A 24,429-nucleotide genomic window follows, 5' to 3' on the forward strand; every position below is an offset into this window, starting at 1 on the left:
CGCCGAGCCTCAAAAAGCGTGCGAATCGCGCTACCCGTCGCCACAGACCGTTCCGAGGAGCGCGTTCATCAGCGACCACATCGCGTCCCGATTCGTCTCGAAGACGCGTTGGCCGTGGGCGCTTCCGCCGACGATTTTGTGGCGCTTGGGTCCCGGGGCGTTCTCGTACATCCGCTTCGTCGTCCGGACGAACCGCTCGTCGTCGCCCCTGCTCACGACGAACAGCTTCCAGCCTTGCATCGCGCTCGCGCTGTCCACCGCCCTCCCGGGCGAGAGTGCGAGGGTCCCGTCGACGGTCCCCCGCTTCGCTCGCGCGTTCGCGCGCACGACCGCGTTCGCGCCCGCGCCGGCCCCGACGAACACCACCCGCTTCGCGCCGACTCGCCGGCGGAGGTAGCGACTCGCCGCGAGGACGTAGTCGGGGGTCGTGCTCCGGTCGTTCAGGTTCAGGTCGATGGTGAGACAGGCGTACCCATTTTCGGCCAGCCTCCGGGCTTGCGGGAGCCAGCCCTTTCGGCTGTACCCGGCGTCGTGCGCGAAGACGACGCCGCACGACCCGTCGCCGAGGAGCGTCCCCTGCACCGTCGCACCCCCGCCGGTGGCGAACTGGACGTCGCCGCCCCCTTCCGGCGGGGCCGTTCCGGCGGTCGTCTCTTCGGTCGTTTCGGTCGTTCCGTGGGTCGTTTCGTCGGTCGTCGCGGTCGTTCCGGCTTCCGTTTCGGTCGTTCCGGACGAGGTCGTCCGGTCCGTCGTGGCCGTTCCGTTCGTCGATGTCCGCCCGCCGGTCGTTCCCGCGTCGGTGGTCGTTTCGTCGCCACCGATGAACGAACACCCGGCGAGCGCCGTCGTCGTTGCGACCCCGGCCGCGCGAAGGACGCGGCGACGGGTCGGCGTTCGAGTCATCGGTCGAGAACTCGTCCACGGTGGCATTATTATAAACCGCCTAATGTCGCGCGAGAACACCGTCTCCGCCCTTTCGGACGATTTTCGGCGCGCCGAAGCTACCCCCGTCGCTCCCGAAAACAGTTAAACGTCCCCCGCGTACCAACCGCCAATGCTGTTGGTGCTGTGCGTCGACTTGGACGACGACCTCGGTCGAAAAACCGACTTCGACACGCCGGTCGTCGGCCGAGACGAAGTCGAGGCCGCCGCGGTCGCGCTCGCCACCGCAGACCCCGAGGACAGCGACGTGAACGTCATGTTCGAGGGCGTTCACCTCTACGACCGAATGCGGGCGGACGAGAGCGTCGAGGTGGCGGTCGTCACCGGGAACGAGGGCAGCGACATCAGCGCCAATCGGGAGGTCGGCGAGGAGGTCGACACCGTGCTGGCGAGCATCAGCACGAGCGAGGAGATAACCACCGTCATCGTCACCGACGGCGCGCAGGACGAGAGCGTCGTCCCCGTCATCCGCTCTCGCATTCCCGTCGACGGCGTCCGGCGGGTCGTCGTCAGGCAGGCGCAGGACCTTGAATCGATGTACTACACCATCAAACAGGTGTTGAACGACCCGGAAACCCGCGGAACGATTCTCGTCCCGCTCGGCATCCTGTTGCTCATCTACCCCCTCGCCCTCGCGGCGGATCGCCTCGGCATGCCCGGCGGAGCAGTGTTCGGCGGCACGTCCGCGCTCCTCGGCCTGTACGTCCTCTTCCGCGGACTCGGACTCGAACGAGTGGTCGACCGGGTCGCCGAGACGGCGAGAACGAGCCTCTACTCCGGCCGGGTGACGCTCATCACCTACGTCGTCGCCGCCGCCCTGCTCGTCATCGGCGGCGTCAGCGGCGTCGAAACCCTCGAAACGGTGCGGGCGGACTACGGCGGTAACGAACTCGGCGCGCTCAGGGTGCTCGCGTCCCTCGTATACGGCGCCGTGGTGTGGTTCTCGGCGGCGGGCATCACCTCCAGCCTCGGCCAGATAACCGACGAGTACCTCGCCGACGAGTTCCGGTGGCGCTACCTGAACGCGCCGTTCTACGTACTCGCCATCGGCGGCGTTCTGCGCGCCGTGAGCGCCTACTTCCTCGATTACGTCGAACTGGAGTTCCTCGCGGCGATGCTCACCGCAGGGACGCTACTGGGATTGACCAGTACGCTGGTGTTCGCCATCGCCGAGTCGCGGTACTCCCGTTCGGGACAGGCGCGGGCGAGTTAGGAAAATCACGGATAAAAAACAGGGATTACATGAAGTCCGCGATACCGGACTGCTTGTTCTTGTCGTTCTCGAAGACGCTTTCGAGCGACCGATTCAGGATTTCGAGTCGCTGTTTCGTGTACTCGCGGCAGTCGTACTCCTCGGCCACCTGCGTGGCGGTGCCCATGTACTTGTTCACCGACCCCTGATGGACGGTGAGGTTCACCCGCCCGCCGCACTCCCGGCACTCGCCCGAGAGCGGCATCCGCCGGTACTTCTCGCCGCAGTCCAAGCATCGCGTCTCCTGCCGCGAGAACGCCCGCAGATTCCCGATGAGATCGGGTAGGAAGTGACCCTCGATGACGCGCTCCGCCACGTCCGTCTCGTCCACCGCCCGGAGCTTTCGGGCCAACTCCAACTGCGCGTCCATCTTGTCCATCATCGACCCGAGCGTCTTGTACGCCGAGAGGTCGGGACCGAGCGCGATGTTCGAGGTGTCGTGGGTGTGCCGGAAGTCGGTGTACTCGCGGTCGGTGCCGAGGTTCTCCTCCGCGATGGTGACCGCCACGTCCTCGGGGTCGGCCATCTCCAGCGTGGCCTCGTAGAACTCGCGGGGATACTGCTCCACGATGTCCATGTTGTGCGCCTCGTCGTCTATCTCCGAGGGGTCGATGCGCGAGGACATCACCAAGGGGGCGTCCATCTGCCCCCCGCGCTTGTCCGGCAGGAACTCCTTCGAGAAGTTGAGCAGGCCGTCCATCAGGAGCATCACGCAGTCCTCGTCGCCGTCGCAGTTGCGTCTTTTCGCCGCGTGGAAGTACGGATGCGCGTAGCCGACCGCCGCGCTGGTGAACCCGACGATGCGTCCGACCACCGCCGCGGAGGTGTGGGGGGCCATCCCGAAGACGAGTTCGCCGACCAACTCCTCGCGCTCGTCCATCTCGTAGAACGGGTCGAGACCGTAGTAGTCGGTGAGCAGTTCGTCCACGAAGTCGGCGGTCTTGAGCAGGTGCTCCGCCGCGCCGTCGGAGAGGACGATGTCCTGCACGCGGAGTTCGACGAGTTGGTCGTCGTGCCGAAACGGTTCGCCGTAGACGTCCTCCTCGTACCCCAAGGCCCGAAGCTGTTCCGCGCTCACGTCGAGTTCGGACGGGCGAACCGCGGTCACGGGCAGGTCGGTCATGTCGTAGCGCACCGTCCCGTCTTTGAACGCGCTGACGCCGTGTTTCGCCCGGAGGACGCCCTTCTCGATGGGTTCGGGCGTCTTGTTCGACGAGGTGAGTCCCTTGACGCCTTTCAGCACGTCGAATGCGTTCTCGCGTTCGCCGACCGCGTCGAGCGCGCTCCGGAACTCCTCGTTCATGTTCAGGGCGCGGCGCTCGACGCTCGTGGCGGGGATTTCACAGCGCGGGCACTCCGCGCGCCCGGACTGGTCGGGTTCGACCTCGGTGCCGCAGTCGGGGCACTCGTAGTGCGGGAATGCGTTGCCGCCGCACTCCGGGCACCGCGACTTGAAGGTGCGATTGCCGCAGGCCTCGCACTCCCGCCGCCCGACCTGCACCTCGATTTCGCCGCGCGTTCCGGACATCCCCTCCGTGTGCTGCGCCGCCTTCGCCACGTCGCGCTGGTCGCCGCCGGCCTCGCCGAGCGGGAACAGCGTGTGGACCGCGGGGCTGAGTTCGCGCTTCTCGGACTTCTCGGGGCGACCCATCCGATTCCCGATTCGCGTCGGGGCGCGTTCCCTGACGCGGAAGGGAGCGACCTCGTTGACGGCCTCGATGGCGTTGTCGCCGTCCTCGCGCTCGCCCCACTCGCGGGCCGTCTGGGAGAGGTCGTCCCACGTGCGAGTCAGGTCGCCGTCGATTCCGAGCGAGCGAACGAACGGCTCCCAGTCGGGAATCTCGATCTCCTCGCCCTGCGAGTGCCGGACGAGGAGTCGTTCGAGCGCGCCTCGCACCTCGCCGGTGTTCGGCAGGACGAGCAGTCCGTCGCGCACCTCGCCGTTCTCGACGGCGTCGGCGAGCGCCTCGAACTCTGCGACCGAGATATCGTGCCAGAGGTAGGTGTACTTCGGGTGGAGCGGCGCGTCGTACTCGGCGGCCCAGTCGAGCGCCTCCTCGGCGGACGGGTCTTCGAGGTCGACGTGGGGGTTGTCGCGCATCGCTTGCACGTCCGCGCCCGCGTGCTCGAAGTCCTGCACCCACCACTCGAACGCGTAGGAGGCGGGCGCGAGCGGGTGGTTGTTCTCCACGAACTCGCCGTAGTTGACGAGATACTCGCCGAGGTCGAGTATCTTCTCGACCCCGTTCCGGACTTCGAGGGCCTCCTCGGCGTCGTCGATTCTGCGGACGTCGCCGTTCGCGAGGCGGACGGTCGGTCCTTCGATGGTGTCGACCGGGATGACGCCCGCCGCCTTTCCGGGGCGCTCCGTCTTGATCTGGGTTCCGGTCGCGAGGAAATCGTCCACGAGGTGCATCGTGGCCGGGTGGACGCCCGCGGTCGCGAACCCGTGGTTTCTCGCCCTGCCGTACCGCAGGCGAAACCCGCCGGGTCGACACGGATGGGTGAAGACGGGGCGTCCGGCGATGAGGTCGCGCAGGAACTTCTTCGCGGGTTCGACGCGCGGCGGGCCCGCCGGTTCGTCGTTTTCCTGCTCGACGTCGCTCTCCGTTTCTTCGGCGTCGTCGTCCGCCGCCTCGTCCTCGGTTGCGTCGCCCTCGCCGATGGTTCCGTCGATGAGGTCCTGGAGCCACGGCCAGTCCACCTCGTCCAGATTTCTGGTGTACCGCTGAATCTTGGGCGCTTTGAGCGCGATACCCTCCGCGAGGACGAGACACATCCCGCCGCGGGCGCTGTTGGTGTCGACGCGATCCAAGTCGCGGAACCCCGAGACCTCCTCGTCGCCCGTCGCCTCCCCGTCCAGCATGACGGGCATGTTCTCGGCGATGAACTTCGTCTCCTTGTCCTTCGGCGTGTACTGGAGTCCGGTCTCGGAGTCGTAGAGGTTTATCTCCTCGGCGTAGCGCTCGATCTCGTCGTCGCGGGCCTTGTACTCGTCCAACCCGATGAGCGCGCGGGTGTAGTCGGCGACGAGCACGGAGAGCGCCTGCGCCGTCCCGCCCGCGGAGCGAATCGGCCCGGCGTAGTAGACGTTGACGAACTCCGTCCCGTCGTCGTTTTGGAGGAGTTCGACGCGGTCGATTCCCTCGATGGGCGCGGCGACCACGCCCTCGGTCAGCAGGGCGACCGCGGTTCGAACCGCGCCTTCGACCTTGCCGGCGCGGGTTTCGTAGTCGCCGACGTTCCCGTCCGCGAAGTCCTCCGCCAGTTCGAGGGCGGCTTCCTCGCGGGACATCCGCCCCTCGAGTTCGCGGACGCGCTCGGCGACGCCCTCGATGCCGAGGATGTTCTCCACCCGGTCGGCCATGTCCTTCGCGACCGGAATTTCGACCTCGGGTTGGGGGTCGCCGCTGTTCGCGCGAGCCGTCTCGGCGACCTCGAACGCTCGGTCTAACTGCGACTCCAGCCCTTCGAAGTACCGCCGATCTTCCTCGCGCATGTTAGAGCCAGAGATCCAGGTCGGTCGGTTCGTCGCGTTCCCGAACCAGCTCTTCGTCGAACGTTCGCATGTACAACTCCCCCGCGAACACCGTCGCCGAATCGAGGTGTCCCGCGAGCGCCTGTCCCGACCGCCGAGAGAGCACGGCGTGCGTATGGGCGAACCGCTCCCCGTCGAGGAGCGAGACGTTGCCGACGCACGCGGCCACTTCGAGCGGCTCGTCGAACCGCACCTCGCGGTACTCCTTCTCCGTTTGGTCGTAGAACCACACTTCGGCGTCCCGTACCGCACCCATGGCGACGAACCACGCGGCGTCCACGTCCTCGTCGTCCGCCAGCGACTCGATTTCCGCCCGCCAGTCCGCGCCGTGTCCGAGTCGAGCGACGAACTCCCGTTCCCCGGAGACCTCCCGATAGTTCATGTCCGGATGGAACTGCACCGGGGACAAAAAAGGTTCAGTATTGGTTCGTTTCCCGCCCCCCGACGGGCGAAGGGTCCGCGTATCCGAAGCCGGCACCGTTTCCGGTCGCGGAGCTGACGGGGTGTCGTTACTACGAAGCAGGAAAGAGCGGTCGGTGGGAGGGCTGTTCAAGTAGCGGAGTATCGGGGGACTACTGCCGGTCCGGAAGCGAGACTACGTCCGTCGTCTGCATGGAAATCCACGCATCCTCGCGGGAGATGTCTGCGATAACGAGCCGCTCCGTGCGTCCGTCATCGTCCACCGAGGCCATGACCTCGGCGTCGTCTGCAACCGACACCGACACTGCTGCCGTATCCGGCGTCATGCTTTGAGAAACTGTACCAAGGGATATAAGCGCACCGAAACGCTGATTCGTGCTCTAGTGGGTGACACTATCCGACGCCGTAACCGGACGACATGCGCCGTAACGGTGAATTACGCGCGATAGTGACCCGTTTCCCCGCCGATACCTTCTCCCTATCGAACCCGTAGTTCGATGTTATTTACTGCAGCCGTACAAAACACTTGGATACGCACAACGAAACCCGAACCGACGCTGTTTTGTAAGAAACTGGCTGCTAACGACCGTAACGGTGCAATCCCAAACGGTAAGTTTATCCGCCGTGACACACAAGGCGAGTGTGGATGACAGATACTGACAACCTGACCCGTCGGCGGTTCTTACAGGCGACCGGGGGTGCGGCTTCGGCTGCTGCGCTCGCCGGCTGTACCGGCGGCGGCGGCCAAGGCGACGGTGACAGCGGCGGTAAAACGCTTCAGCTGATGAACTCCCCGATGACCACGCTGGACCCGATCAAGGCGACCGACACGGCGTCCGGTACGGTCATTCAGCAGATTTTCGACCCGCTGATGAACTACCCCAACGGGGAAGTCGCCGTCGAGAATCTCCTCGTCGAGTCCCACGAGGTTTCCAAGGATAAGAAAACGTACACCTTCAAGCTCAAGAAGGGTGCCAAGTTCACAACGGCAAGGAAGTCACGGCGAAAGACGTCGTCTACTCGTGGCGGCGCCTCGCGGAGTCGAAGAACTCCCGCCGCGCGTACTTCATCCTCGATTCCATCGGCGTCAAACACGACTCCAAGACTGTCACGTACAAGGACAGCGATGGAGAGAAACACGAGATGACCGTCGCGAAGCCGAACTCGCTGGCGCTCAAGACGAAGGGCAAGCACGAACTCGAGATGACGCTGGAGCAGCCGTTCCACGCGACCCTCGAGATGCTCGCCTACACGTCCTTCGCAGTCATCCCCGATGGAATCGTCGGCGACATCCAGGGCTACGACGGCGAGAAGAAACACAGCAAGTTCGCCACGAAAGAGCCCGTCGGTGCCGGACCGTTCGAGTTCAAGTCGTGGCAGAGCGACGTGAAAGCGGAAGTCACGAAGTTCAAGAACTACCACGGTGAACCGGCGAAGGTCGACGGTATCCACTGGAAGATTTCCGCGAACTCGGACGCGAAGTTCACGTACGCCGTCACGAACCAGAACGCCGACATGGGGTACGGCAGTCACTTCATCCCGACCCCGAAGTACCAATCCAGCAAAATCAAAGACACGAAGACCGACGACCTCGGTCGGAAGGTCGGAAAGTACGGCCCGATTCAGGGTAGCACGCTGAACTACCTCGCCGTCCCGACCATCAACTCCTACTACATCGGGTTCAACACGAACGTCGTCCCCAAGCCGGTTCGGCAGGCGGTCGCGTACGCGATGAACCAGCAGGAGCTAGTCAAGGAAGTGTTCAAGAGCCGCGGCGAACCCGCGTACCACTTCACCCCGCCGATGATCTACCCCGGCGGCGCGAAGAAGTACAAGTCGCACGCGGAGAGCAAGTACCCGTACGGCTACAACCAGACGCAACTCGACAAGGCCAAGCAGGTCATGAAGGACGCGGGCTACGGCCCGAACAACCGATTCAAGTTCGATTTCACGGTGTACCAATCCTCGAAGACCTGGCCCGAAGTGGGGAAACTCCTGCAATCGAAGCTCAGAACGGCCTACATCGACATGAGCGTCAACTCCGCACCGTTCAACACGCTCCTGTCGCGCGGCCGAAAGGGTAACCTCCAGGCCTACTCGCTCGGCTGGATCATGGACTGGCCCGCGCCGGACAACTTCCTCGGACTGCTGTACCCGCCGCTGACGGACACTTCGAAGTCCTCGCCGCAGGCGTACACGAACTGGTCCGGCACCGCCGCCTCCAAGAAGGCGAAGAAGGCGTGGGAGAAGATTCAGAAGAACACCGCCCCCACGGACGCGGCACTCAAAGCACGCGAAGAGGCGTACGTCACCATGGAGGAGGCGAACTGGGAGGACATGGTGTTCCTCAACACCTACCACGGTCTCAGCGAGCGGTTCTCCTACGACTGGGTCGACGCACCGAAGTACGGCGGTGCCGGCTACAGTCGACAGATGTACAACAAGGTCAAACTCAAGAAGCGCAACTAATAACGCCCTTTAAGCGTTTATTTTTTCCGCGTATTTCCCCAGCGAGCGGTGTCTTCGACCGAGATTCGGTGATGCTATCGCAAGACATAATGAGGGGAACGCAAAATACCCTCCCGTATTAGCTATGAACGCGGTAAACATTGGGTGCAACATACCGCACAACACGAGTGAGAGAGAGCAGGGGGTGAGCGAGACGGCATGAGTCGATGGCGTTACTTCGCTCGACGCCTGCTACTGTCCATCCCCGTCCTAATATTCGGGGCGTCGATAACGTTCGTCGTTATCCGCGCGGGACCGCTCGACCCGGTCGCGGCGATTCTCGGGCCGACGGGCGACCCGCAGGCGTACAACCGAATCGAGAGACAACTCGGATTAACCAAACCGCTCTGGGAGCAGTACATCGACTACATGATCAACCTGTTCACGCTCCAGTTGGGGAAGTCGTGGGTTCTCGACCCCGACAGGAGCGCGTACTCGCTCATCCTCAGCTACGCGCCGCGAACCATCTGGCTCGGATTCTGGTCGGTGCTCATCGCCATCTTCGTCGGCATCCCGCTCGGTTTCTACGCCGGACTCAATCCGAACACGTGGAGCGACTACACGGCGTCGTTCGGCGGTATCGTCTGGCGCGCGATGCCGAACTTCTGGTTGGCGGTTATCCTCATGCAGGTGCTCTCGCAGTCCGAGTCCCTCATGTTCGGCTTCGACTGGGAGAGCTGGCTCGTGCCGACGACGGTCACCGGAGTGCCGGACCTAAGCAACCTCACCAACCCTCGGAATCTCATCGCGGCCATCAAGAAGATAGCGCCGGCCGCACTCGTGTTGGGTTCCGCGTCGATGGGGAACGAGATGCGCATCGGCCGCACGGCGGTGCTGGAGACGGTGAACTCCAACTTCATCGAGACGGCACGTGCGAAGGGCGTTCCGCCCCGCTCGCTCGTCTGGAAGCACATCTTCCGGAACGCCCTCATCCCGCTCGTTCCAATCATCACGGGCGAGGCGTTCCTGCTCATCGGCGGGTCGGTGCTCGTCGAGACCGTGTTCGACATCAGCGGCATCGGCGCGCTGTTCTTCCAAGCAGTCATCCAGGGCGACCTTCCGCTGGTCGGTTCACTGATGTTCGTCTTCATCCTGCTCGTCGTGTTGATAAACATCCTCCAGGACTTCCTGTACACGGTCATCGACCCCCGCGTCGGCTACGAGGGGGGTGCCTGAGATGAGCCGCGTTCCCGACGCCGAAAGCGAAAAAGCCCTCCGCGAGCGCATCGCGGACAACCCGCAACCGGCCACGATGTGGCTCGCCGGCCTCGTCCTCCTCATCGCGCTCGAATTCGGCGCGCTGGCGAGCGGCGTGATGGCGATTCCGTGGGAGCTGTTGATGAACAAGCTGGCGTTCTTAAAACCCGTCGCTGCACCGCTCGCGACCGCCGGCGACGCGCTCGCGGATCTGCCGACCCTGCTCACGCGGGAGAACTTCGACAACACCGGTTGGAAGACGCCGCAAGGGGGATGGGAGGGAACCTTCCTCAACTTGCCTCCGTCCGTCGTCTGGGCGCTTCGCGTCGTGCTCGTGTACGCGTACGCGCTGGCCTTCCTCTACTGGATCTGGCGCGGCTACCTGACGTTCCGCGAGCACTACCGGTACGCCGAGTGGACGCCCCGCGACGACATGGTCAATCGGTTCCGGGGCCACACGTGGGGGAAGTTCGGGTTCGTCATCGTCTTCCTGTTCGTCGTGATGGCGATATTCGCCCCGGCGCTCGGCCCGACGACGGTCGAGAAAAACATCCACAACCCGTACTCATACGAGATCAAGTATCTGAACGAGGACACCGGAAACGTCGAAACGATTCTCATCGGTGATGCGAACTTCGGGTCGCGCTCGAAGGGTGCCGGCGGAAACATCGCTCCGTGGACGTACGACGAGTACGGCCGATGGCATCCGTTCGGAACGATGCCGACCGGGAAGGACATGTTCACCTTCATGGTCCACGGCGCTCGCGTGTCGCTGTTCATCGGCGTCGTCGCCATCGGACTGAGCGGAATAATCGCGGCGAGCTTCGCGCTGCTGACGGCGTACTACAAGGGTCTCGTCGACCTCGGCGTCGTCATCGTGGGCGACTCCATCATGTCGCTCCCGAGGCTGTTGTTCCTCATCCTGCTCTCGTTCGTCCTCCAAGGGACGTGGATCGCGGGCGTCTACAACGGCGGGCTCATGTTGGCGCTGCTGTTCGCCGCAACCGGTTGGCCGTTCCTCTGGCGCGCGGTGCGCGGCCCGGCGTTCCAAGTGGCCGAACAGGAGTGGATCGACGCGGCGAAGAGCTACGGCCAGAGACCCCACGTGACGATGCAGAAACACATGGCACCGTACATCCTCGGCTACCTGCTCGTGTACGCCTCGATGAGCCTCGGCGGCGTCATCATCGCCACCGCGGGCTTGTCGTTCCTCAGCTTGGGTATCAATCCGCCGACGCCCGAGTGGGGGCGCGCCGTGGCCGTCGGTCAGAGCTACGTGGCGACGCAGTCGTGGCACATCCCGTTCATCCCGGGCGTTCTCATCGTGCTGGTCGTGACCGCGTTCAACGCGCTCGGCGACGGTATCCGCGACGCCATCGACCCGCAGAGCGAGACCGGCGAGGACGGCGGTGCTGAGGTCGCCGCGGCAGGAGGGAGTGGTGCGTAATGGCGTCGAGCGAATACACCACCTCGGAAACCCGCGGGGACTCCATCTTGGAGGTCGAGAACCTCCAGACCGCGTTCTTCACGGACAAGGAGGTCATCCGCGCGGTCGACGGCGTGAGCTTCGACATCGAGCGCGGCGAGACGGTCGGCATCGTCGGCGAATCCGGCTCCGGCAAGAGCGTCACCGCGCGCTCCATCATGGGTCTCATCAAGTCGCCGGGCCGCATCCTCGGTGGAAGCATCCGGTTCGACGGCGAGGAACTGACGACCAAGAGCGAAAAGGAGTACCGTCAGATTCGCGGCGGGGACATCGCCATGGTGTTCCAGGACCCGCTGACGAGTCTGAACCCCGTTTACACGGTCGGCAACCAGATAAAGGAGGCGCTCCGTCTGCATCAGGGACTCACCGGAACGGAGGCGACCAAGGAAGCCATCAATCTGCTCGAAGCGGTCGGGATTCCGGACGCTTCTCGGCGCGTCAAGGAGTATCCCCACGAGTTCTCCGGCGGGATGCGCCAGCGGGCCGTCATCGCCATGGCGCTCGCCTGCGACCCCGAACTGCTCATCTGCGACGAGCCGACGACCGCGCTCGACGTGACCATCCAAGCGCAGATTCTCGAGCTCCTGGAGGAGCTACAGGAAGAGCGCGACCTCGCCATCATGTTCATCACGCACGATATGGGCGTCATCGCCGAAATCGCGGATCGCGTGAACGTGATGTACGCGGGCGAAATCGTCGAAACGGCGCCCGTCGTGGAACTGTTCGAGAATCCCCGCCACCCGTACACGCGAGGCCTGTTGCGGAGTATCCCCGGAAACAACCCTGACGAGGATCGCCTCACGACCATCGAAGGCGACGTGCCGACGCCGAACGAACCGGCGACGTACTGTCGGTTCGCGCCTCGGTGTCCCGAGGCGTTCGACGAGTGTGACGAGGTGCACCCGGTTTCGCTGCCGGTCGAGGCGGGCGCGGACGACCACACCGCCGCGTGTCTGCTCTACCCCGAAGACGTATCGCAGGAACGGGCGATCGAACTGCATCGAGAGGCGGAGACAGAAAGCGAGGAGGAACTATGAGTAAAGTACAGCAAACCGAATCGGTAAGCGTCGAGGAAGGCGAGACGCTCGTTGAAGTCAACGACCTGAAGACCTACTACGGCGAGGGCGGACTCATCGATTCGAACCCCGTCAAAGCCGTCGACGGCGTATCGTTGAACATCAAACGCGGCGAGACACTCGGCCTCGTCGGCGAATCGGGCTGCGGAAAATCGACGCTCGGCAGGACGCTCATCCAGTTGGAGAGCGCCACGTCGGGTGAGGTGCTGTTCGACGGCACCGACGTGACGGAACTCTCCGGGGCGGACCTCAAGAACTGGCGACGAAACAGCCAGATGGTGTTCCAGGACCCCGAATCCAGTCTCAACGACCGGATGACCGTCGGCGAGATAATCCGCGAACCGCTGGACGTTCACGATTGGAAGACGCCCCGCGAGCGCAGAAAACACGTCCGCGAACTGTTGGACGTGGTGGGACTGCGACCCGAACACTACTACCGCTACCCCCACCAGTTCTCGGGCGGCCAGCGCCAGCGCATCGGCATCGCGCGGGCGCTCGCGCTCGAACCGGAGTTCGTCGTGCTGGACGAACCGGTGTCGGCGCTGGACGTGTCCGTGCAGGCCCAGATTCTCAACCTGCTCGAAGACCTGCAGGACGAGTTCGGGCTGACGTACCTGTTCATCGCCCACGACCTCTCGGTGGTGCGCCACATCTGCGACCGCGTCGCGGTGATGTACCTCGGTCACATCATGGAACTCGGCGACACCGAGGAGCTGTTCGAGAACCCGAAGAACCCCTACACCATCTCGCTCCTGTCGGCGATTCCGGAGCCCGACCCGACCAGCGACCGCGAACGAATCACGCTCCGCGGGACGCCGCCGAGTCCGCGCGACCCGCCGAAAGGCTGTCCGTTCAGCACGCGCTGTCCGACGAAGATACGGCCGGAGGAGTTCGAAGACGTCGACGACGACCTCTGGGTCGCCATCGAGGTGTTCCGAGAAGTCGTCCGCGAACGTTCGCGCGCGGAGCGGTCGACCACCGACCAGCTGAAAGAGCTGCTCGGGATGGAGACGCGCTTTTCCGACATCGGCGAGATTCGACAGGAGCTGTTCGGCGGGCTCGACGTTCCCCGGAATATCGAGAAACACATCGACGAGACGGCGGGCTACATCGAGAACAACGACGACGAACAAGCCCGCGAGTACCTCCGTGACGTGTTCGGAAGCATCTGCGACACCGACGAACCGGACGACTTCGTGGTGAGCGACAGCGGTCGATTCAGCCACTGTCACCGCCACCTGGACGAGTACGAGGAACCGGACGAGTTCACGCCCTACTCGATGCGGTGATGGCCGACGCAGACCGACCCCCGAGGAGATTCCGACAGGTAATCGATGCGCTCGTCTACGCGGTCGCGGTGACGAGCGTCGTGTTCCTCGTCGGAGGGGCGCTGAGTTTCTCCCTCGGCAGGGGTCTGGTCGGCGTAAAGTACGTGCTGTTTCTGGTCGGCCTCCTGCTCTTCGGCTACGCGACGTTCCAACTGCGCCCGTCCCAGCCGTGGGACGTGGATCGGACCGGCGACGGGGTCGAAATCGTGCGTAACGACGATCGAGCCGAAGCTATCGGCTCGCGCAAGGAGACGCGATTTCAGGCCGCGGTTCAGCGAATCCCGCCGTTGACGCGCTACTCGATTCCGCCCGAGGAACGGCTTCCGGCCGCCGTGAAGCTGTTCCTCACGAGCATCGCGGTGCTCGGGACGTCGTTCGCCATGGAAGCCGTGTTCGGCGTCGGCGTGTAGCAACAGTTTTTACCGCTTCGAAACCTGACATGGCACCATGCCAGAGACCGGCGACGACGGAACTGAGTACGCCGAGCGGATCGCCGCCAACGCGGACGTGGAGAAGGACGCGTGGCGCTTGACGCTCGACGACATGGAGGCGATGGCCGCCGACCTCGAAGACGAAGGGTGGAACGTCATCGCCATTCCGGCCAGCCACACCGCGCCCGAGAGCCCCGACGCTGGCGAGACGGACCGGTTCGGTTTCGTCCACGTCATCCCGGATAACTACGCCGAGGAGTTCAGCGACGCCGTCGAGGCGGGGACGTTCCCGACGTATCGGGTCTTCCGAAAGGAAGTATCGTCGCGGGTGTTCATGATGACGCAGTATCTGGACCCCGACACCGACACCGCGATTCTCATCGCCGGAGCGTACGAGATGATGCACGCGCCGCCGCTCGTGAAGACGGCCATGCGCGAGGACGAGATGTACAGTCACGTCCAGACCATCGACGGGACCGTACTCGGGTCGTTCCGCCACGGCGATTACACGAAGTTCTTCCCGAACCCGGAAAAGTACGAGAACTACGTCGTCGAACCGCAGGTCGGGGAGAGCGACGAGTAACGGTTCGCCGGTCGTACTCGTTTTCCGGTTCCTCCGGTTCCGTCGCGCTTCGAACCGACGCGATCCCCGAACCGCGATTCACCGGTCGGTTCGTAGGGTACAAGAAGGGTGAAACCGTATCCGGCGCGTATGAACGTTGCCGAAGCGATGACGCCTCGCTCCGACGTGGTCACCGTCGAGCTTCCGGGTACGCGCGACGACGTGCTCGAATACCTACAGGAGCGGTCGTTCTCCTCCGTTCCGGTCGTTAAACAGACCGACGACGGCGAACAGTACCGCGGTCTCATCTCCCGCGACGACCTCATCGAGAACCCCGACGAAGACCAACTCGCGCTCCTGATGCGCGAGGTGGCGACGACGACGCAGGACGCGTCGGTCGAGGAGGTCGCCGCCCTGATGCTGGCGGAGGGCACCCGCCGCGTGCCAGTCGTCGACGGCGAACTGGAGGGAATCGTCACCGTGACCGACGTGGTTCGGGCCATCGCCGAGGACGAAGCCGACGGCGACACCGAAGTCGGCGAACTGGCGAACAGCGACGTGAACACCTGCTACGTCGAGACGCCGCTGACGGTCGCCGAGCGCGAGATATTCTACGCCAACGTCCCCTACGCCATCGTGCTGGACGACACCGGCGAGATGGACGGCATCCTCACCGAGGTGGACATCATCGAGGTCGCGCAGGTGGTCGAAGGCGAAGACGACACGGGGGGAAGCATCGCCAACGAGGACGACGACTGGATGTGGGAGGGCATCAAGTCGGTCGGCAACAGCTACATCCCGACCCGGAACGTCAAGATTCCGTCCGCGCCGGTCCGGGAGTTCATGACCGACGACGTCGTCACGGTCTCGAAGCGAAAGACGGCCCGCGACGTGGCCCAGACGATGCTCACGCAGGACATCGAGCAGGTTCCGCTCGTGAGCGGCGACCAACTCGTCGGCATCGTGCGGGACGTGAACTTGCTGGAGGCGCTTCGATGAGCGACGAACTGGTCGAACTCGCCAAGCGACGCGGATTCTTCTTTCAGGCGGCGGAAGCGTACGGGGGCGTCTCCGGCTTCTACGTCTACGGTCCGGAGGGTGCGGCGCTGAAACGCAACCTCGAGGATTCGTGGCGCGACCGCTTTCAGGTGCAGGAAGGCCACCGCGAAATCGAAGCGCCGACCGTGATGCCCGAACCCGTCTTCGAAGCCTCGGGCCACCTCGACGGCTTCGACGACATGCTGGTCGAGTGCCCCGAATGCGGCGAGAGCCACCGCGCCGACCACCTCATCGAGGACAACACGGGCATCGAGGACGCGGAGAGCCTCCCGCTGGACGAGGTCGGCGCGCTCATCGCGGAACACGACCTGCGCTGTCCGAACTGCGACGCCGAACTCGCGGGCGAACCGGTCGAGGAGTTCAACCTGATGTTCGAGACGGCCATCGGCCCCGGCTCCGGCCACCCCGGCTACCTGCGCCCCGAGACGGCGCAGGGTATCTTCGTGGAGTTTCCGCGTCTCAAGGAGTACGCCCGCAACCAACTCCCCTTCGGCATCACGCAGGTCGGGCGGGCGTACCGAAACGAAATCAGTCCGCGGAAGTCCATCGTCCGCGTCCGCGAGTTCACGCAGGCCGAACTGGAACACTTCATCGACCCCGAGGAGGACGAACCGCCGCTCCACCGGGTCGCCGACGCGGAAGTCACGCTCTACTCGGCCGAACAGCAGAACGCCGAGGACGGCGGTCACGTCCGGATGACCATCGGCGAAGCGGTCGAGCAAGGCGTCATCGCGAGCGACTGGGTTGCCTACTACCTCGGCGTCGGTCAGGAGTGGTACGAGCGAATCGGCGTCGATATGGATAGATTCCGCTTCCGCCAGCATCTCTCGGGCGAGCGCGCCCACTACGCGAGCGACTGCTGGGACGCCGAGGCCGAAGTCGACGGCGACTGGATAGAGATAACCGGCAACTCCTACCGAAGCGACTACGACCTCTCGAAACACGGCGCGAACTCCGACGAGGACTTCACCGTCTTCCGCCAGTACGACGAACCGAAGGTGGTCGAACGCGCCACCGTCGACCCCGACATGAGCTACCTCGGCCCGGAGTTCGGCGGCGCGGCGGGCGACATCGCGGACGCGCTCCGAACGCTCGCCGAACGCGACCGAACCGCCTTCGAGGGCGACGAGGTGACCGTCGAGGCCGACGGCGAGTCGTACACGATTCCGGTCGAGAAGACCGGCTTCGGCGTCGAGGAGGTTACGGAAGCGGGCGAGCACATCACCCCGCACGTCGTGGAGCCGTCGATCGGTATCGACCGCGTGCTGTACACCGTCCTCGCGCACGCCTACGAAACGGACGAGGTGGACGACGAGACGCGCACCCGACTGGCGCTCGAACCCGAACTCGCGCCGACCACGGTCGGCGTCTTCCCGCTGATGGACAAGGACGGGATGGGCGAGACGGCCCGCGACATCGCCGCCGACCTCCGCGCGCACGGTCTCGACGTGACCTACGACGATTCGGGGAACATCGGTCGGCGCTATCGGCGACAGGACGAGGTCGGCACGCCGTTCTGCGTGACGGTCGACTACGAGAGCCTCGACGACGACGCCGTGACGCTCCGCGAACGCGACTCGACCGAGCAGGTCCGGGTCGCCATCGCCGACCTCCCCGACATCCTCGCCGACCTGCGGAGCGGCGACCGCGCGTTCGCCGACCTGTAACCGTGGCGAGCGAAATCAAGCGCCGACTGGTGCACGTCAGCGGAACCGGAGTGCCGGCGCTCTACCTGCTGGACTTGCTGACGTGGCAGCAGTTGCGCTTGATGCTCGTGCTCGGCTCGGCCGTCGCGCTTGTGCTGGAGATAGTCCGCCTGCTGGTCGGTCTCGACTGGCGGATTTACGACGAACTCACGCGCTCGTACGAGCAGAACAACCTCGCAGGGTACGCGCTCTACTTCTTCGGGATGACCGTGACCGCGTGGGCGTTCCAGCCGCGAGTGGCGATTCCGGCGCTGCTCATGCTGACCATCGCCGACCCAATCAGCGGTCTGCTCGGCTCGGGCGAACTCGGCATCAAGGCCGTCCACACGCTCCTCGTGACGTTCGCGGTTTGTCTCGTCATCGCGTCGCTGCTCGACCTGCCGCTTCCGGCCGCCGTCCTCGGCGCGCTGGCCGCGACGCTCGCGGACGGCGTCAAGCCGGTCGTCGCGGGCTACGTCATCGACGACAATCTCACGATTCCCATCGGCGCGGCGGTGGCTATCTTCCTCGGGTTGCAGTACGCGCCGACGCTCGTCTGACTATCCGTATCCGTACGTCGGCGTTCGGGGGCCGGTGTCGCCGGGGGTGGCGCGGCGTCGCTTTCTCTGCGCCTTTTCGGCCGTCCGCCGAACCGACGAGCGTCTCCGCCGAAGAGCGAACCACGCGAGCAGCCACCGGACGAACCTTGATACGATTCTCGGCATTCGATTCGTCGGGGCTGGTTCGTCTTTCGATAAAAACCTCCGCCGACCACTTTCACCCCGCCACGCGAATCCTTTAACCGGATGACGACGAAACGCTACGACGAATGGCGACCACGGACGCTGAACCGAACTACGTGGAACATCCGTATCTCGCGCCGCAGTTCATCGAGCGGCGACTCTACCAGATTCAACTCGCCGGCACCGCACGAAACCACCACACCCTCGTCTGTCTCCCGACGGGGCTGGGAAAGACGACGGTCAGTCTGCTGGTCACGGCGGAGCGGCTGAACGAGGTCGGCGGCAAGTCGCTCCTGCTCGCGCCGACGAAACCGCTGGTCAACCAGCACGCCGACTTCTACCGGGAGGCGCTCTCGGTTCCGGACGAGGATATCGTCGTGTTCACCGGAGAGGTGCGCCCGGCGGAGCGCTCGGAGCTGTGGGAGTCGGCGACCGTGATCATCGCCACCCCGCAGGTCGTGGAGAACGACCTAGTGGGCGGACGCATCGACCTCGCTCCCGTCACGCACGTCACGTTCGACGAGTGCCACCGCGCGACCGGCGACTACGCCTACAACTACATCGCCGAGCGGTACCACGCTGACGCGCGCACGCCGCTCGTCACCGGGATGAGCGCCTCGCCGGGCGGCGACAAGGAGTCGATTCTAGAGGTGTGCGAGAACCTCGGTCTCCGTGAGGTGGAGGTGATGACCGAGGAGGACAGCGACGTTTCGACCTACACCCACGACACCGAGGTCGAGTGGGTTCGCGTCCAACTCCCTGACGAGATCATCGAGATTCGGGACGCGCTGAACGAGGTCATCTCCGACCGACTGGAGCGCCTGAAGCAACTCGGCGTCGTCAACACGACGCGGCCGGACATCTCCCAGAAGGATTTGAACAAGGTTCGGGGCGAGTTGCAGAAGCTCATCGACAACGACCAGTCGGAGGGGTACAAGGGCATGTCAGCCCACGCGGAGGTGATGAAACTCCGCCGGGCGGTCGAACTCGCGGAGACGCAGAGCGTCGAATCCCTCCGCCGCTACTTCGAGCGCCAGCGCAACTCCGCCCGCTCGTCGGGCGCGTCGAAGGCGAGCCAGCGGATGGTCTCCGAACCGAAAGTGCAGGAGGCGATGCGGAAAGCGGTGCGGTACGACGACCGCCACCCCAAGTTCCGCAAGGCGCACACCTTCGTCGCACAGACGCTCGTGGACGGCGGGCAGCGAATCATCGTCTTCACCGAATCGCGCGACACGGCGGAGACGCTGACCGAGTTTTTCGGCCAGCACTTCGACGCCCGGCGGTTCGTCGGGCAGGGCGACAAGGAGGGGAGCGACGGAATGACGCAGAACGAACAGCAGGAAGTGCTGGACGACTTCCGGGCCGGCGAGTTCGAGGTGCTGGTGTCCACCTCCGTCGCCGAGGAAGGGTTGGACGTGCCCGAGGTCGACCTGGTGCTCTTCTACGAACCCGTGCCGACGGCGGTGCGATCGATTCAGCGCAAGGGTCGAACCGGTCGGCAGGCGCAGGGGCAGGTCGTCGTCCTGCTCGCCGAGGACACCCGCGACGAGGCGTACTTTTGGATTTCGAAGCGTCGGGAGGACGAGATGGAAGAGGAACTCCGGAAACTGAAAGGCGTCGCCGCGGAGGTCGAGGAGGAACTCGACGAATCGCAGCAGACGCTCGGCGATTTCGGCGGCGACGGCCGAACTGCCGAGGTGAATCAGGGCTTGCAGGAGTTCGAGACGGAAGGCCGCGGCGCGGACGAGTTGGACGGCACGATAGCGACCGCCCGGCGGCGCGAGGGCGGCGAGGACGGCGATACCGTCGAGATCGTCGCCGACCAGCGCGAACTCGACGCGAACATCGCCCGCGACCTCTCCGCCCGCGACGGCGTGGACGTGCGACTGGAAACGCTGGCGGTCGGCGACTACGTGCTGAGCGACCGGGTCGTCGTGGAACGAAAGTCAGTGAGCGACTTCCTCGACACGCTCGTCGGCGGCGACCGGTCGGTGTTCGAGCAGGTGGGCGACATGAACCGCCACTACGCCCGTCCCGTCGTCATCATCGAGGGCGACGGACTGTACGAACAACGGAACGTACACCCCAACGCGATCCGCGGCGCGGTCGCCTCGCTGGCGGTCGATTTCGGCGCGAGCGTCCTCCGAACCGAGGACGAGGACGACACCGCGGATTTGCTCGAAGTCGTCGCGACGCGGGAACAGGAGGTGAGCGAGCGGGAGGTTTCGGTTCACGGCGACAAGCACGCGAAGACGCTCCCGGAACAACAGGAGTACGTCGTGGCCTCCATCGCGGACATCGGCCCCGTAACCGCCCGGTCGCTGCTACGGACGTTCGGGACGGTTCAAGCCGTCATGACGGCGTCGAAAGACGAACTTATGGAGGCCGAGGGTGTCGGCGAGGTGACCGCCGACCGTATCCGCGAGGTCGTCTCGGGCGAGTACGACCCGTAATCGGTGGTTACTGGGGGACAGTATCGGAGCACAACCCGCACATCTGTACGTACAGTCCGCTCGGCTTACCACCGCTCGTTCGTGCCGAGAACGGGTAAGTTGCGATAGTCGAAACGGATTGAACGGTCAATCCACGTTAAATGCTCTCGATTCGTTTACCCGAGCGAGAGTTAAAACCCATGCTGACCCCACCGCAGTCGAGAGACGACGACGATGGGCGGCGCGTCGAGAGGTTGTACGGAGAGCCACAGCACGAAACGCGCGGACGAGCGAGCGAACAGGAACTGTACGGCGAACCCCAGCACGACGTTTCGGACGGTCGCTTCCCCCCGGAGTTCGACCCGGATTTGGGATACGCCCTCGACTGGCTCGAATCTCCGATCGATGCTGCTACCGTCTCTCGCCGACGGCCGTCCTCCCTCAGGGAACGATAGTCACCGGAACCGCTTCGGCGCGTACGATGGTTTCGGCGGCGCTCCCGAGTATCGCCCGTTCGATGGCTCCCGACCCGTGGTGGCCCATGATGACGTGGTCGTAGTCGTTCTCTTCCACCAGTTCCAAGACGTTCTCCCCGACGCGATCTCCCGGTCTGAACTCCAGTTGTACGTCCTCCGAGAGCCGCAGTTCCGCGTCGACGTCCTCCGCGTCGAGCACGCTGCGGGCGCGCGAGAGGATTTCGTCGGTGGCGTCGGTCGCTTCGTCGGAGAAGTGAACGACGTGAAGCGTGGCACCGAAGTTCCGGGCGAAGTTCGCGGCGAACTGAAGCGCGCGAAAGCTACATTCGGAGCCGTCGATGGGCACGAGCACGTCCATAACCTGAAGTCGGCAGGTTCGGGCTTAACGTTTGGCCCGGTCGAGCGCGGCCAGCGCCTCCGCCGCTTCGCGCGTCGCAGCCAGTAGCTCGCGAGCGTACCCCACGTCGTCCGTCCGCTCCGCCTCGTGCGCGAGCCGCGTCAGCTTCCGCCGGAGCGCGTTCCGGGCTTCGGTGAGATCGCTCGCATCGCCGCTTTCTCCCCGATCGGCGTCCGTCCGCGGCTCCGACCGACGCGCTTCTCGTCCTCGTTCTCGCGACGCTTCCGTCCGACTCGGCGGCGCGTGTCCCGGTTGACGCGGCCGTGGTGCCTGCTCCGACGGCTGCTCGGGTTCGTCCGACCGCGTGCTCGGTTCCGGCTCGGATTCGGTCCGTTCGACCTCGATTTCGGTCGCTGCCTCGGAAGTCGTCCCCTCGGAACTCGCTTCCCCGGCGGCTTCCCCTCGACACGTCGGGCAGAACTCGGTTCCGTTCTGGCGGAAGATGGGGTCGCCGCAGTTGTCGCAGTGTTTCCCCGTCATCGTCGCCCCCTGCAACAGCAGTTCGCTCATCCGCTGTGTGGATTTTCGCTCCTCCTTGTCCCGCTCGTACTGCTGGCGGAGTTTCTCCCGCTCGGCTTCCTTATCGAAGTCGCTCATGTGCGACCAGAGACTGTCCAGACTCTTGCCGCTTTCCCTCGCTCCCGGAGATTTATGTACGAACCCGCGACCAGAATCGCCGTGTCGAAGATACCGTTCAGCGAACTCGAAACCGCCGCCTACTGCCCCCGAAAGCTCTACTATCGGCGCGCGGACGACGTCGAGATACCCGACCTCGTCGCCGACCGCCGGCGACTCGCGTTCGAGTACAACTCGCTCCGCGACGCCGACCTCGCCTCCCGCCCACTCGCCGTCTCGCCCGAGCGGTTCCGGTCGAACCTCGACCGCGCCGCCGAACTGGACGCGTGGTCGGAACTCGTCACTCCGACCGACCGCGAACGACTGGTCGAGGGGAAGGACTGTCGCGGCGTCGTTCACAAGGTGCTCGACCTCGAAACGCCCGTCCCGTCGATGGTGTTCACCGGAACGCCGCCGGAAACGGGCGTCTGGGAACCGCAGAGCGTTCGAACCGTCGCCGCCGCGAAGGTGCTCTCGTGGGAATGCGGACGAACGGTCGACCGCGCGTTCGTGGAGTATCCCGCGTACGGCGTCGTTCGCGAGATTCGGCTGTCCGTCCGGCGGAAAGCCGCGTATCGCCGAACCCTCCGCACCGCTCGCGCCATCGACGGGCCGCCGCCGCGGTCGAAAAACGAGTCGAAGTGCGACGCCTGCGAGTATCGGACCGAGTGCGGCGTGAAAACCCGCACCCTCCGATCACTCCTCGACGGCTAGCCACGCCGCTATCGCGTCCGCGTTCGCCCCCCGACGGAGTATCTCGCCGCGTTCGACGTTCACGACGGTGCTCGCCGTCCCGCCCGTCTCCCCTCCGTCGAGGACGACGGTCGCGGCGTCCCGAATCTCCGCGTCGAGGTCGTCCTCGCGCGTCGCGCTCGCTCGTCCGCTCACGTTCGCGCTCGTGCTGGTGACCGGCGTCGGCGCGACGCGCCGGAGGAGTTCCAACGCTAGCGGCTGGTCGGGAATTCGGACGCCGACGCGCGTCCGGCCGGCGGTGAGCGCGTCGGGAACCGCGTCGCGCTTCTCGCAGAGGACGGTCGCGGGGCCGGGCAGAAACTCCCGCATGAACTCCCGCTCCCGCTCCGTCGGTCGGACGAGCGACAGCGCCGACTCGACGTCGGGAACCGCGAGCGAGATGGGTTTCTCGCGCGCCCGTCGTTTCGCGTCGAACACCCGCCCGATGGCGTCGGGGTCGAGCGCGTCGGCTCCGAGACCGTACACCGTCTCGGTGGGGTAGACGACGAGTTTCCCGTCTCGGATGGCCGTCACTGCCCGTTCTATGTCGTCCATACCCTCCCTTCGATCGGCCTGCGAAAAAAGCGTAGCGTCCTCGCAGCGGGCCGAGGCTCGTTCGCCTTCCGCTCGACGGAGAAAATGTGGTGCGTGCGAGACGACCGCTGTGGTGCTCCGACCGCCGCGACGACCGCTCCGGTTGGGGTCGACCGGGGTTATCGCTCCTCGATGGCGCGTTCTATCTCGTCGTAGTCCGGGAACTCCGGCCACTCCGTCGCCACCCACGCGAATTCGATAGTTCGGTCTTCGTCCAACAGGAAGACCGCGGGGCGCGGTTCGCTGATGCCCGCCATCCCGTCGAGGTCGTGGCTGATGCCGTACTCCTCGGCGACTTCGTTCGCCGGGTCGCTGAAGAGTCGGTAGTCCATCCCGCGCTCCTCGACGAGCGTCTTGTGCTCGTAGGGCGTCGAGATGGAGAGGCCGACGATGCGCAGGTCGCGGTCGTCGTCCCACGCGCGCTCCCGTAGTTCGTTCCAGACGTAGGTCGCCGGGAACGCGCCGTCCATGCTGTGAAAGACGAGGAGGGTCGGCCCGTCGGCCGTCACGTCGGAGAGCGACGCGTCCTCCCAGAACTCGTCGTTGACGAGCGGTCGCGTGAAGTCGGGTGCGGTCTCCCCGACTTCGGGGTGGTTCGCCGGCCCCAGCTCGACCACGTCGAACTCGGGCATCACTCGTCACCTCTCCGTCCGTAGGTGTCGTCGAGGTACTCCACGATGTTCGCGCTCTCGCTCATCGTCACGCCCGTCTCCTCGTCCACGATGGCGGGGACGGTCCGCTTCCCGCTGATTCGCTTGACGACGTTCCGGTCCGAGTGCATGGGTTCGACGAACCGAGACCGATACGGGAGGTCGTACTCCTGTAGCTTCCGAACCACGCGCTCGCAGTACGGACACGCCTGCAACCGATACAGCGTGATGGCCGGCTCTGTCGTTTCGGCGCTCATGGACGGGGTTTGGGGCGAAACGCCCGTAAGGGCTTCGTTCGCGGTAGTT

General features: G+C 64.9%; 23 protein-coding genes and 1 pseudogene. 15 read left to right on the forward strand and 9 right to left on the reverse strand.

Features of this window, described 5'->3' with window-relative positions; genetic code table 11:
* Positions 1-30: 30 nt before the first annotated feature.
* A complete protein-coding gene (locus LIX00_RS10515) occupies positions 31-903 on the reverse strand; it encodes an alpha/beta hydrolase (RefSeq protein ID WP_227353147.1) in 873 nt (290 codons plus the stop codon).
* Between the two features lie 151 nt (positions 904-1,054).
* On the opposite strand from LIX00_RS10515, the gene LIX00_RS10520 reads away from it, so the two are divergent.
* A complete protein-coding gene (locus LIX00_RS10520) occupies positions 1,055-2,155 on the forward strand; it encodes a DUF373 family protein (protein WP_227353148.1) in 1,101 nt (366 codons plus the stop codon).
* A 25-nt stretch (positions 2,156-2,180) separates the two neighbouring features.
* Here the strand turns inward: LIX00_RS10520 and LIX00_RS10525 are convergent, their stop codons facing one another.
* From LIX00_RS10525 to LIX00_RS10535, 3 genes are all read right to left on the reverse strand, one after another.
* The gene (locus tag LIX00_RS10525; protein WP_227353149.1) at positions 2,181-5,693 is read right to left on the reverse strand and encodes a DNA polymerase II large subunit; all 3,513 of its coding nucleotides are present in this window, start codon (positions 5,691-5,693) and stop codon (positions 2,181-2,183) included.
* Between the two features lies 1 nt (position 5,694).
* On the reverse strand, positions 5,695-6,114 hold the full coding sequence (locus LIX00_RS10530; RefSeq protein WP_227353150.1) for a PPC domain-containing DNA-binding protein: 420 nt from the start codon (positions 6,112-6,114) through the stop codon (positions 5,695-5,697).
* A 190-nt stretch (positions 6,115-6,304) separates the two neighbouring features.
* Positions 6,305-6,478 (reverse strand): DUF7556 family protein, encoded by a 174-nt coding sequence (locus tag LIX00_RS10535; protein WP_227353151.1) that lies wholly within the window; start codon positions 6,476-6,478, stop codon positions 6,305-6,307.
* A 320-nt stretch (positions 6,479-6,798) separates the two neighbouring features.
* On the opposite strand from LIX00_RS10535, the gene LIX00_RS10540 reads away from it, so the two are divergent.
* From LIX00_RS10540 to LIX00_RS10600, 13 genes and pseudogenes are all read left to right on the forward strand, one after another.
* A complete protein-coding gene (locus LIX00_RS10540; RefSeq protein WP_227353152.1) occupies positions 6,799-7,299 on the forward strand; it encodes a twin-arginine translocation signal domain-containing protein in 501 nt (166 codons plus the stop codon).
* Positions 7,194-8,621 (forward strand): annotated as a pseudogene (locus LIX00_RS10545) (ABC transporter substrate-binding protein); the annotation flags it as partial. The gene LIX00_RS10540 and the pseudogene LIX00_RS10545, both read left to right, overlap by 106 nt.
* Positions 8,622-8,819: 198 nt before the next feature.
* Positions 8,820-9,836, forward strand: coding sequence for an ABC transporter permease (locus tag LIX00_RS10550; protein ID WP_227353153.1), 1,017 nt, complete (start codon positions 8,820-8,822; stop codon positions 9,834-9,836).
* A gap of 1 nt (position 9,837) precedes the next feature.
* Complete coding sequence (locus LIX00_RS10555) at positions 9,838-11,304, forward strand: ABC transporter permease (RefSeq protein WP_227353154.1); 1,467 nt, start codon at positions 9,838-9,840, stop codon at positions 11,302-11,304.
* On the forward strand, positions 11,304-12,380 hold the full coding sequence (locus tag LIX00_RS10560; RefSeq protein ID WP_227353155.1) for an ABC transporter ATP-binding protein: 1,077 nt from the start codon (positions 11,304-11,306) through the stop codon (positions 12,378-12,380). The genes LIX00_RS10555 and LIX00_RS10560 overlap by 1 nt, the downstream gene beginning before the upstream one ends.
* Positions 12,377-13,708, forward strand: coding sequence for an ABC transporter ATP-binding protein (locus tag LIX00_RS10565; RefSeq protein WP_227353156.1), 1,332 nt, complete (start codon positions 12,377-12,379; stop codon positions 13,706-13,708). The genes LIX00_RS10560 and LIX00_RS10565 overlap by 4 nt, the downstream gene beginning before the upstream one ends.
* On the forward strand, positions 13,708-14,157 hold the full coding sequence (locus LIX00_RS10570) for a DUF7555 family protein (RefSeq protein ID WP_227353157.1): 450 nt from the start codon (positions 13,708-13,710) through the stop codon (positions 14,155-14,157). Before LIX00_RS10565 ends, LIX00_RS10570 begins: the two co-directional genes overlap by 1 nt.
* A gap of 37 nt (positions 14,158-14,194) precedes the next feature.
* Positions 14,195-14,761 carry a DUF7529 family protein gene (locus LIX00_RS10575; protein WP_227353158.1) on the forward strand — a complete coding sequence of 189 codons (567 nt, stop codon included), beginning with the start codon at positions 14,195-14,197 and terminating at the stop codon, positions 14,759-14,761.
* A gap of 129 nt (positions 14,762-14,890) precedes the next feature.
* Entirely contained in the window at positions 14,891-15,739 is an 849-nt protein-coding gene (locus LIX00_RS10580) for a CBS domain-containing protein (protein ID WP_227353159.1), read from the forward strand.
* Positions 15,736-17,466, forward strand: a complete 1,731-nt coding sequence (gene glyS / locus LIX00_RS10585) for a glycine--tRNA ligase (RefSeq protein WP_227353160.1) — start codon at positions 15,736-15,738, stop codon at positions 17,464-17,466. The genes LIX00_RS10580 and glyS overlap by 4 nt, the downstream gene beginning before the upstream one ends.
* A gap of 2 nt (positions 17,467-17,468) precedes the next feature.
* Complete coding sequence (locus tag LIX00_RS10590; protein WP_227353161.1) at positions 17,469-18,044, forward strand: diacylglycerol/polyprenol kinase family protein; 576 nt, start codon at positions 17,469-17,471, stop codon at positions 18,042-18,044.
* A gap of 269 nt (positions 18,045-18,313) precedes the next feature.
* Positions 18,314-20,680 carry a DEAD/DEAH box helicase gene (locus LIX00_RS10595; protein ID WP_227353162.1) on the forward strand — a complete coding sequence of 789 codons (2,367 nt, stop codon included), beginning with the start codon at positions 18,314-18,316 and terminating at the stop codon, positions 20,678-20,680.
* 179 nt (positions 20,681-20,859) lie between these two features.
* Positions 20,860-21,114, forward strand: coding sequence for a hypothetical protein (locus LIX00_RS10600; RefSeq protein WP_227353163.1), 255 nt, complete (start codon positions 20,860-20,862; stop codon positions 21,112-21,114).
* Here the strand turns inward: LIX00_RS10600 and LIX00_RS10605 are convergent.
* Positions 21,101-21,493 carry a universal stress protein gene (locus LIX00_RS10605; protein ID WP_227353164.1) on the reverse strand — a complete coding sequence of 131 codons (393 nt, stop codon included), beginning with the start codon at positions 21,491-21,493 and terminating at the stop codon, positions 21,101-21,103. The genes LIX00_RS10600 and LIX00_RS10605 overlap by 14 nt on opposite strands.
* A 24-nt stretch (positions 21,494-21,517) precedes the next feature.
* Positions 21,518-22,129 carry an Sjogren's syndrome/scleroderma autoantigen 1 family protein gene (locus LIX00_RS10610; RefSeq protein ID WP_227353165.1) on the reverse strand — a complete coding sequence of 204 codons (612 nt, stop codon included), beginning with the start codon at positions 22,127-22,129 and terminating at the stop codon, positions 21,518-21,520.
* Positions 22,130-22,210: 81 nt separating this feature from the next.
* Between LIX00_RS10610 and LIX00_RS10615 the strand changes: the two genes are divergently transcribed.
* On the forward strand, positions 22,211-22,861 hold the full coding sequence (locus LIX00_RS10615; RefSeq protein WP_227353166.1) for a CRISPR-associated protein Cas4: 651 nt from the start codon (positions 22,211-22,213) through the stop codon (positions 22,859-22,861).
* Here LIX00_RS10615 and LIX00_RS10620 read toward each other — a convergent pair.
* The 3 genes from LIX00_RS10620 to LIX00_RS10630 all read right to left on the reverse strand — a co-directional run bounded on the left by LIX00_RS10620 (position 22,844) and on the right by LIX00_RS10630 (position 24,380).
* Positions 22,844-23,434, reverse strand: coding sequence for an L-threonylcarbamoyladenylate synthase (locus LIX00_RS10620; RefSeq protein ID WP_227353167.1), 591 nt, complete (start codon positions 23,432-23,434; stop codon positions 22,844-22,846). The two genes, LIX00_RS10615 and LIX00_RS10620, sit on opposite strands and share 18 nt — an antisense overlap.
* 158 nt (positions 23,435-23,592) lie before the next feature.
* Positions 23,593-24,105 carry a redoxin domain-containing protein gene (locus LIX00_RS10625; protein WP_227353168.1) on the reverse strand — a complete coding sequence of 171 codons (513 nt, stop codon included), beginning with the start codon at positions 24,103-24,105 and terminating at the stop codon, positions 23,593-23,595.
* Positions 24,105-24,380 carry a glutaredoxin family protein gene (locus LIX00_RS10630; RefSeq protein WP_227353169.1) on the reverse strand — a complete coding sequence of 92 codons (276 nt, stop codon included), beginning with the start codon at positions 24,378-24,380 and terminating at the stop codon, positions 24,105-24,107. The genes LIX00_RS10625 and LIX00_RS10630 overlap by 1 nt, the downstream gene beginning before the upstream one ends.
* Positions 24,381-24,429: the final 49 nt, after the last annotated feature.

This window comes from Haladaptatus salinisoli, assembly GCF_020614375.1.
GTDB classification, from domain to species: Archaea; Halobacteriota; Halobacteria; order Halobacteriales; family Haladaptataceae; genus Haladaptatus; species Haladaptatus salinisoli.

Excerpts from the sequence above, each read along its gene's own strand:
- LIX00_RS10550 (WP_227353153.1), top strand. The coding sequence starts at position 8,820 with ATGAGTCGATGGCGTTACTTCGCTCGACGCCTGCTACTGTCCATCCCC.
- LIX00_RS10520 (WP_227353148.1), top strand. The coding sequence starts at position 1,055 with ATGCTGTTGGTGCTGTGCGTCGACTTGGACGACGACCTCGGTCGAAAA.
- LIX00_RS10600 (WP_227353163.1), top strand. The coding sequence starts at position 20,860 with ATGCTGACCCCACCGCAGTCGAGAGACGACGACGATGGGCGGCGCGTC.
- LIX00_RS10605 (WP_227353164.1), bottom strand. The coding sequence starts at position 21,493 with ATGGACGTGCTCGTGCCCATCGACGGCTCCGAATGTAGCTTTCGCGCG.
- glyS (WP_227353160.1), top strand. The coding sequence starts at position 15,736 with ATGAGCGACGAACTGGTCGAACTCGCCAAGCGACGCGGATTCTTCTTT.
- LIX00_RS10595 (WP_227353162.1), top strand. The coding sequence starts at position 18,314 with ATGGCGACCACGGACGCTGAACCGAACTACGTGGAACATCCGTATCTC.
- LIX00_RS10540 (WP_227353152.1), top strand. The coding sequence starts at position 6,799 with ATGACAGATACTGACAACCTGACCCGTCGGCGGTTCTTACAGGCGACC.
- LIX00_RS10630 (WP_227353169.1), bottom strand. The coding sequence starts at position 24,380 with ATGAGCGCCGAAACGACAGAGCCGGCCATCACGCTGTATCGGTTGCAG.
- LIX00_RS10560 (WP_227353155.1), top strand. The coding sequence starts at position 11,304 with ATGGCGTCGAGCGAATACACCACCTCGGAAACCCGCGGGGACTCCATC.
- LIX00_RS10530 (WP_227353150.1), bottom strand. The coding sequence starts at position 6,114 with ATGAACTATCGGGAGGTCTCCGGGGAACGGGAGTTCGTCGCTCGACTC.
- LIX00_RS10535 (WP_227353151.1), bottom strand. The coding sequence starts at position 6,478 with ATGACGCCGGATACGGCAGCAGTGTCGGTGTCGGTTGCAGACGACGCC.
- LIX00_RS10575 (WP_227353158.1), top strand. The coding sequence starts at position 14,195 with ATGCCAGAGACCGGCGACGACGGAACTGAGTACGCCGAGCGGATCGCC.
- LIX00_RS10610 (WP_227353165.1), bottom strand. The coding sequence starts at position 22,129 with ATGAGCGACTTCGATAAGGAAGCCGAGCGGGAGAAACTCCGCCAGCAG.
- LIX00_RS10555 (WP_227353154.1), top strand. The coding sequence starts at position 9,838 with ATGAGCCGCGTTCCCGACGCCGAAAGCGAAAAAGCCCTCCGCGAGCGC.
- LIX00_RS10620 (WP_227353167.1), bottom strand. The coding sequence starts at position 23,434 with ATGGACGACATAGAACGGGCAGTGACGGCCATCCGAGACGGGAAACTC.
- LIX00_RS10525 (WP_227353149.1), bottom strand. The coding sequence starts at position 5,693 with ATGCGCGAGGAAGATCGGCGGTACTTCGAAGGGCTGGAGTCGCAGTTA.
- LIX00_RS10570 (WP_227353157.1), top strand. The coding sequence starts at position 13,708 with ATGGCCGACGCAGACCGACCCCCGAGGAGATTCCGACAGGTAATCGAT.
- LIX00_RS10565 (WP_227353156.1), top strand. The coding sequence starts at position 12,377 with ATGAGTAAAGTACAGCAAACCGAATCGGTAAGCGTCGAGGAAGGCGAG.
- LIX00_RS10625 (WP_227353168.1), bottom strand. The coding sequence starts at position 24,105 with ATGCCCGAGTTCGACGTGGTCGAGCTGGGGCCGGCGAACCACCCCGAA.
- LIX00_RS10580 (WP_227353159.1), top strand. The coding sequence starts at position 14,891 with ATGAACGTTGCCGAAGCGATGACGCCTCGCTCCGACGTGGTCACCGTC.
- LIX00_RS10515 (WP_227353147.1), bottom strand. The coding sequence starts at position 903 with ATGACTCGAACGCCGACCCGTCGCCGCGTCCTTCGCGCGGCCGGGGTC.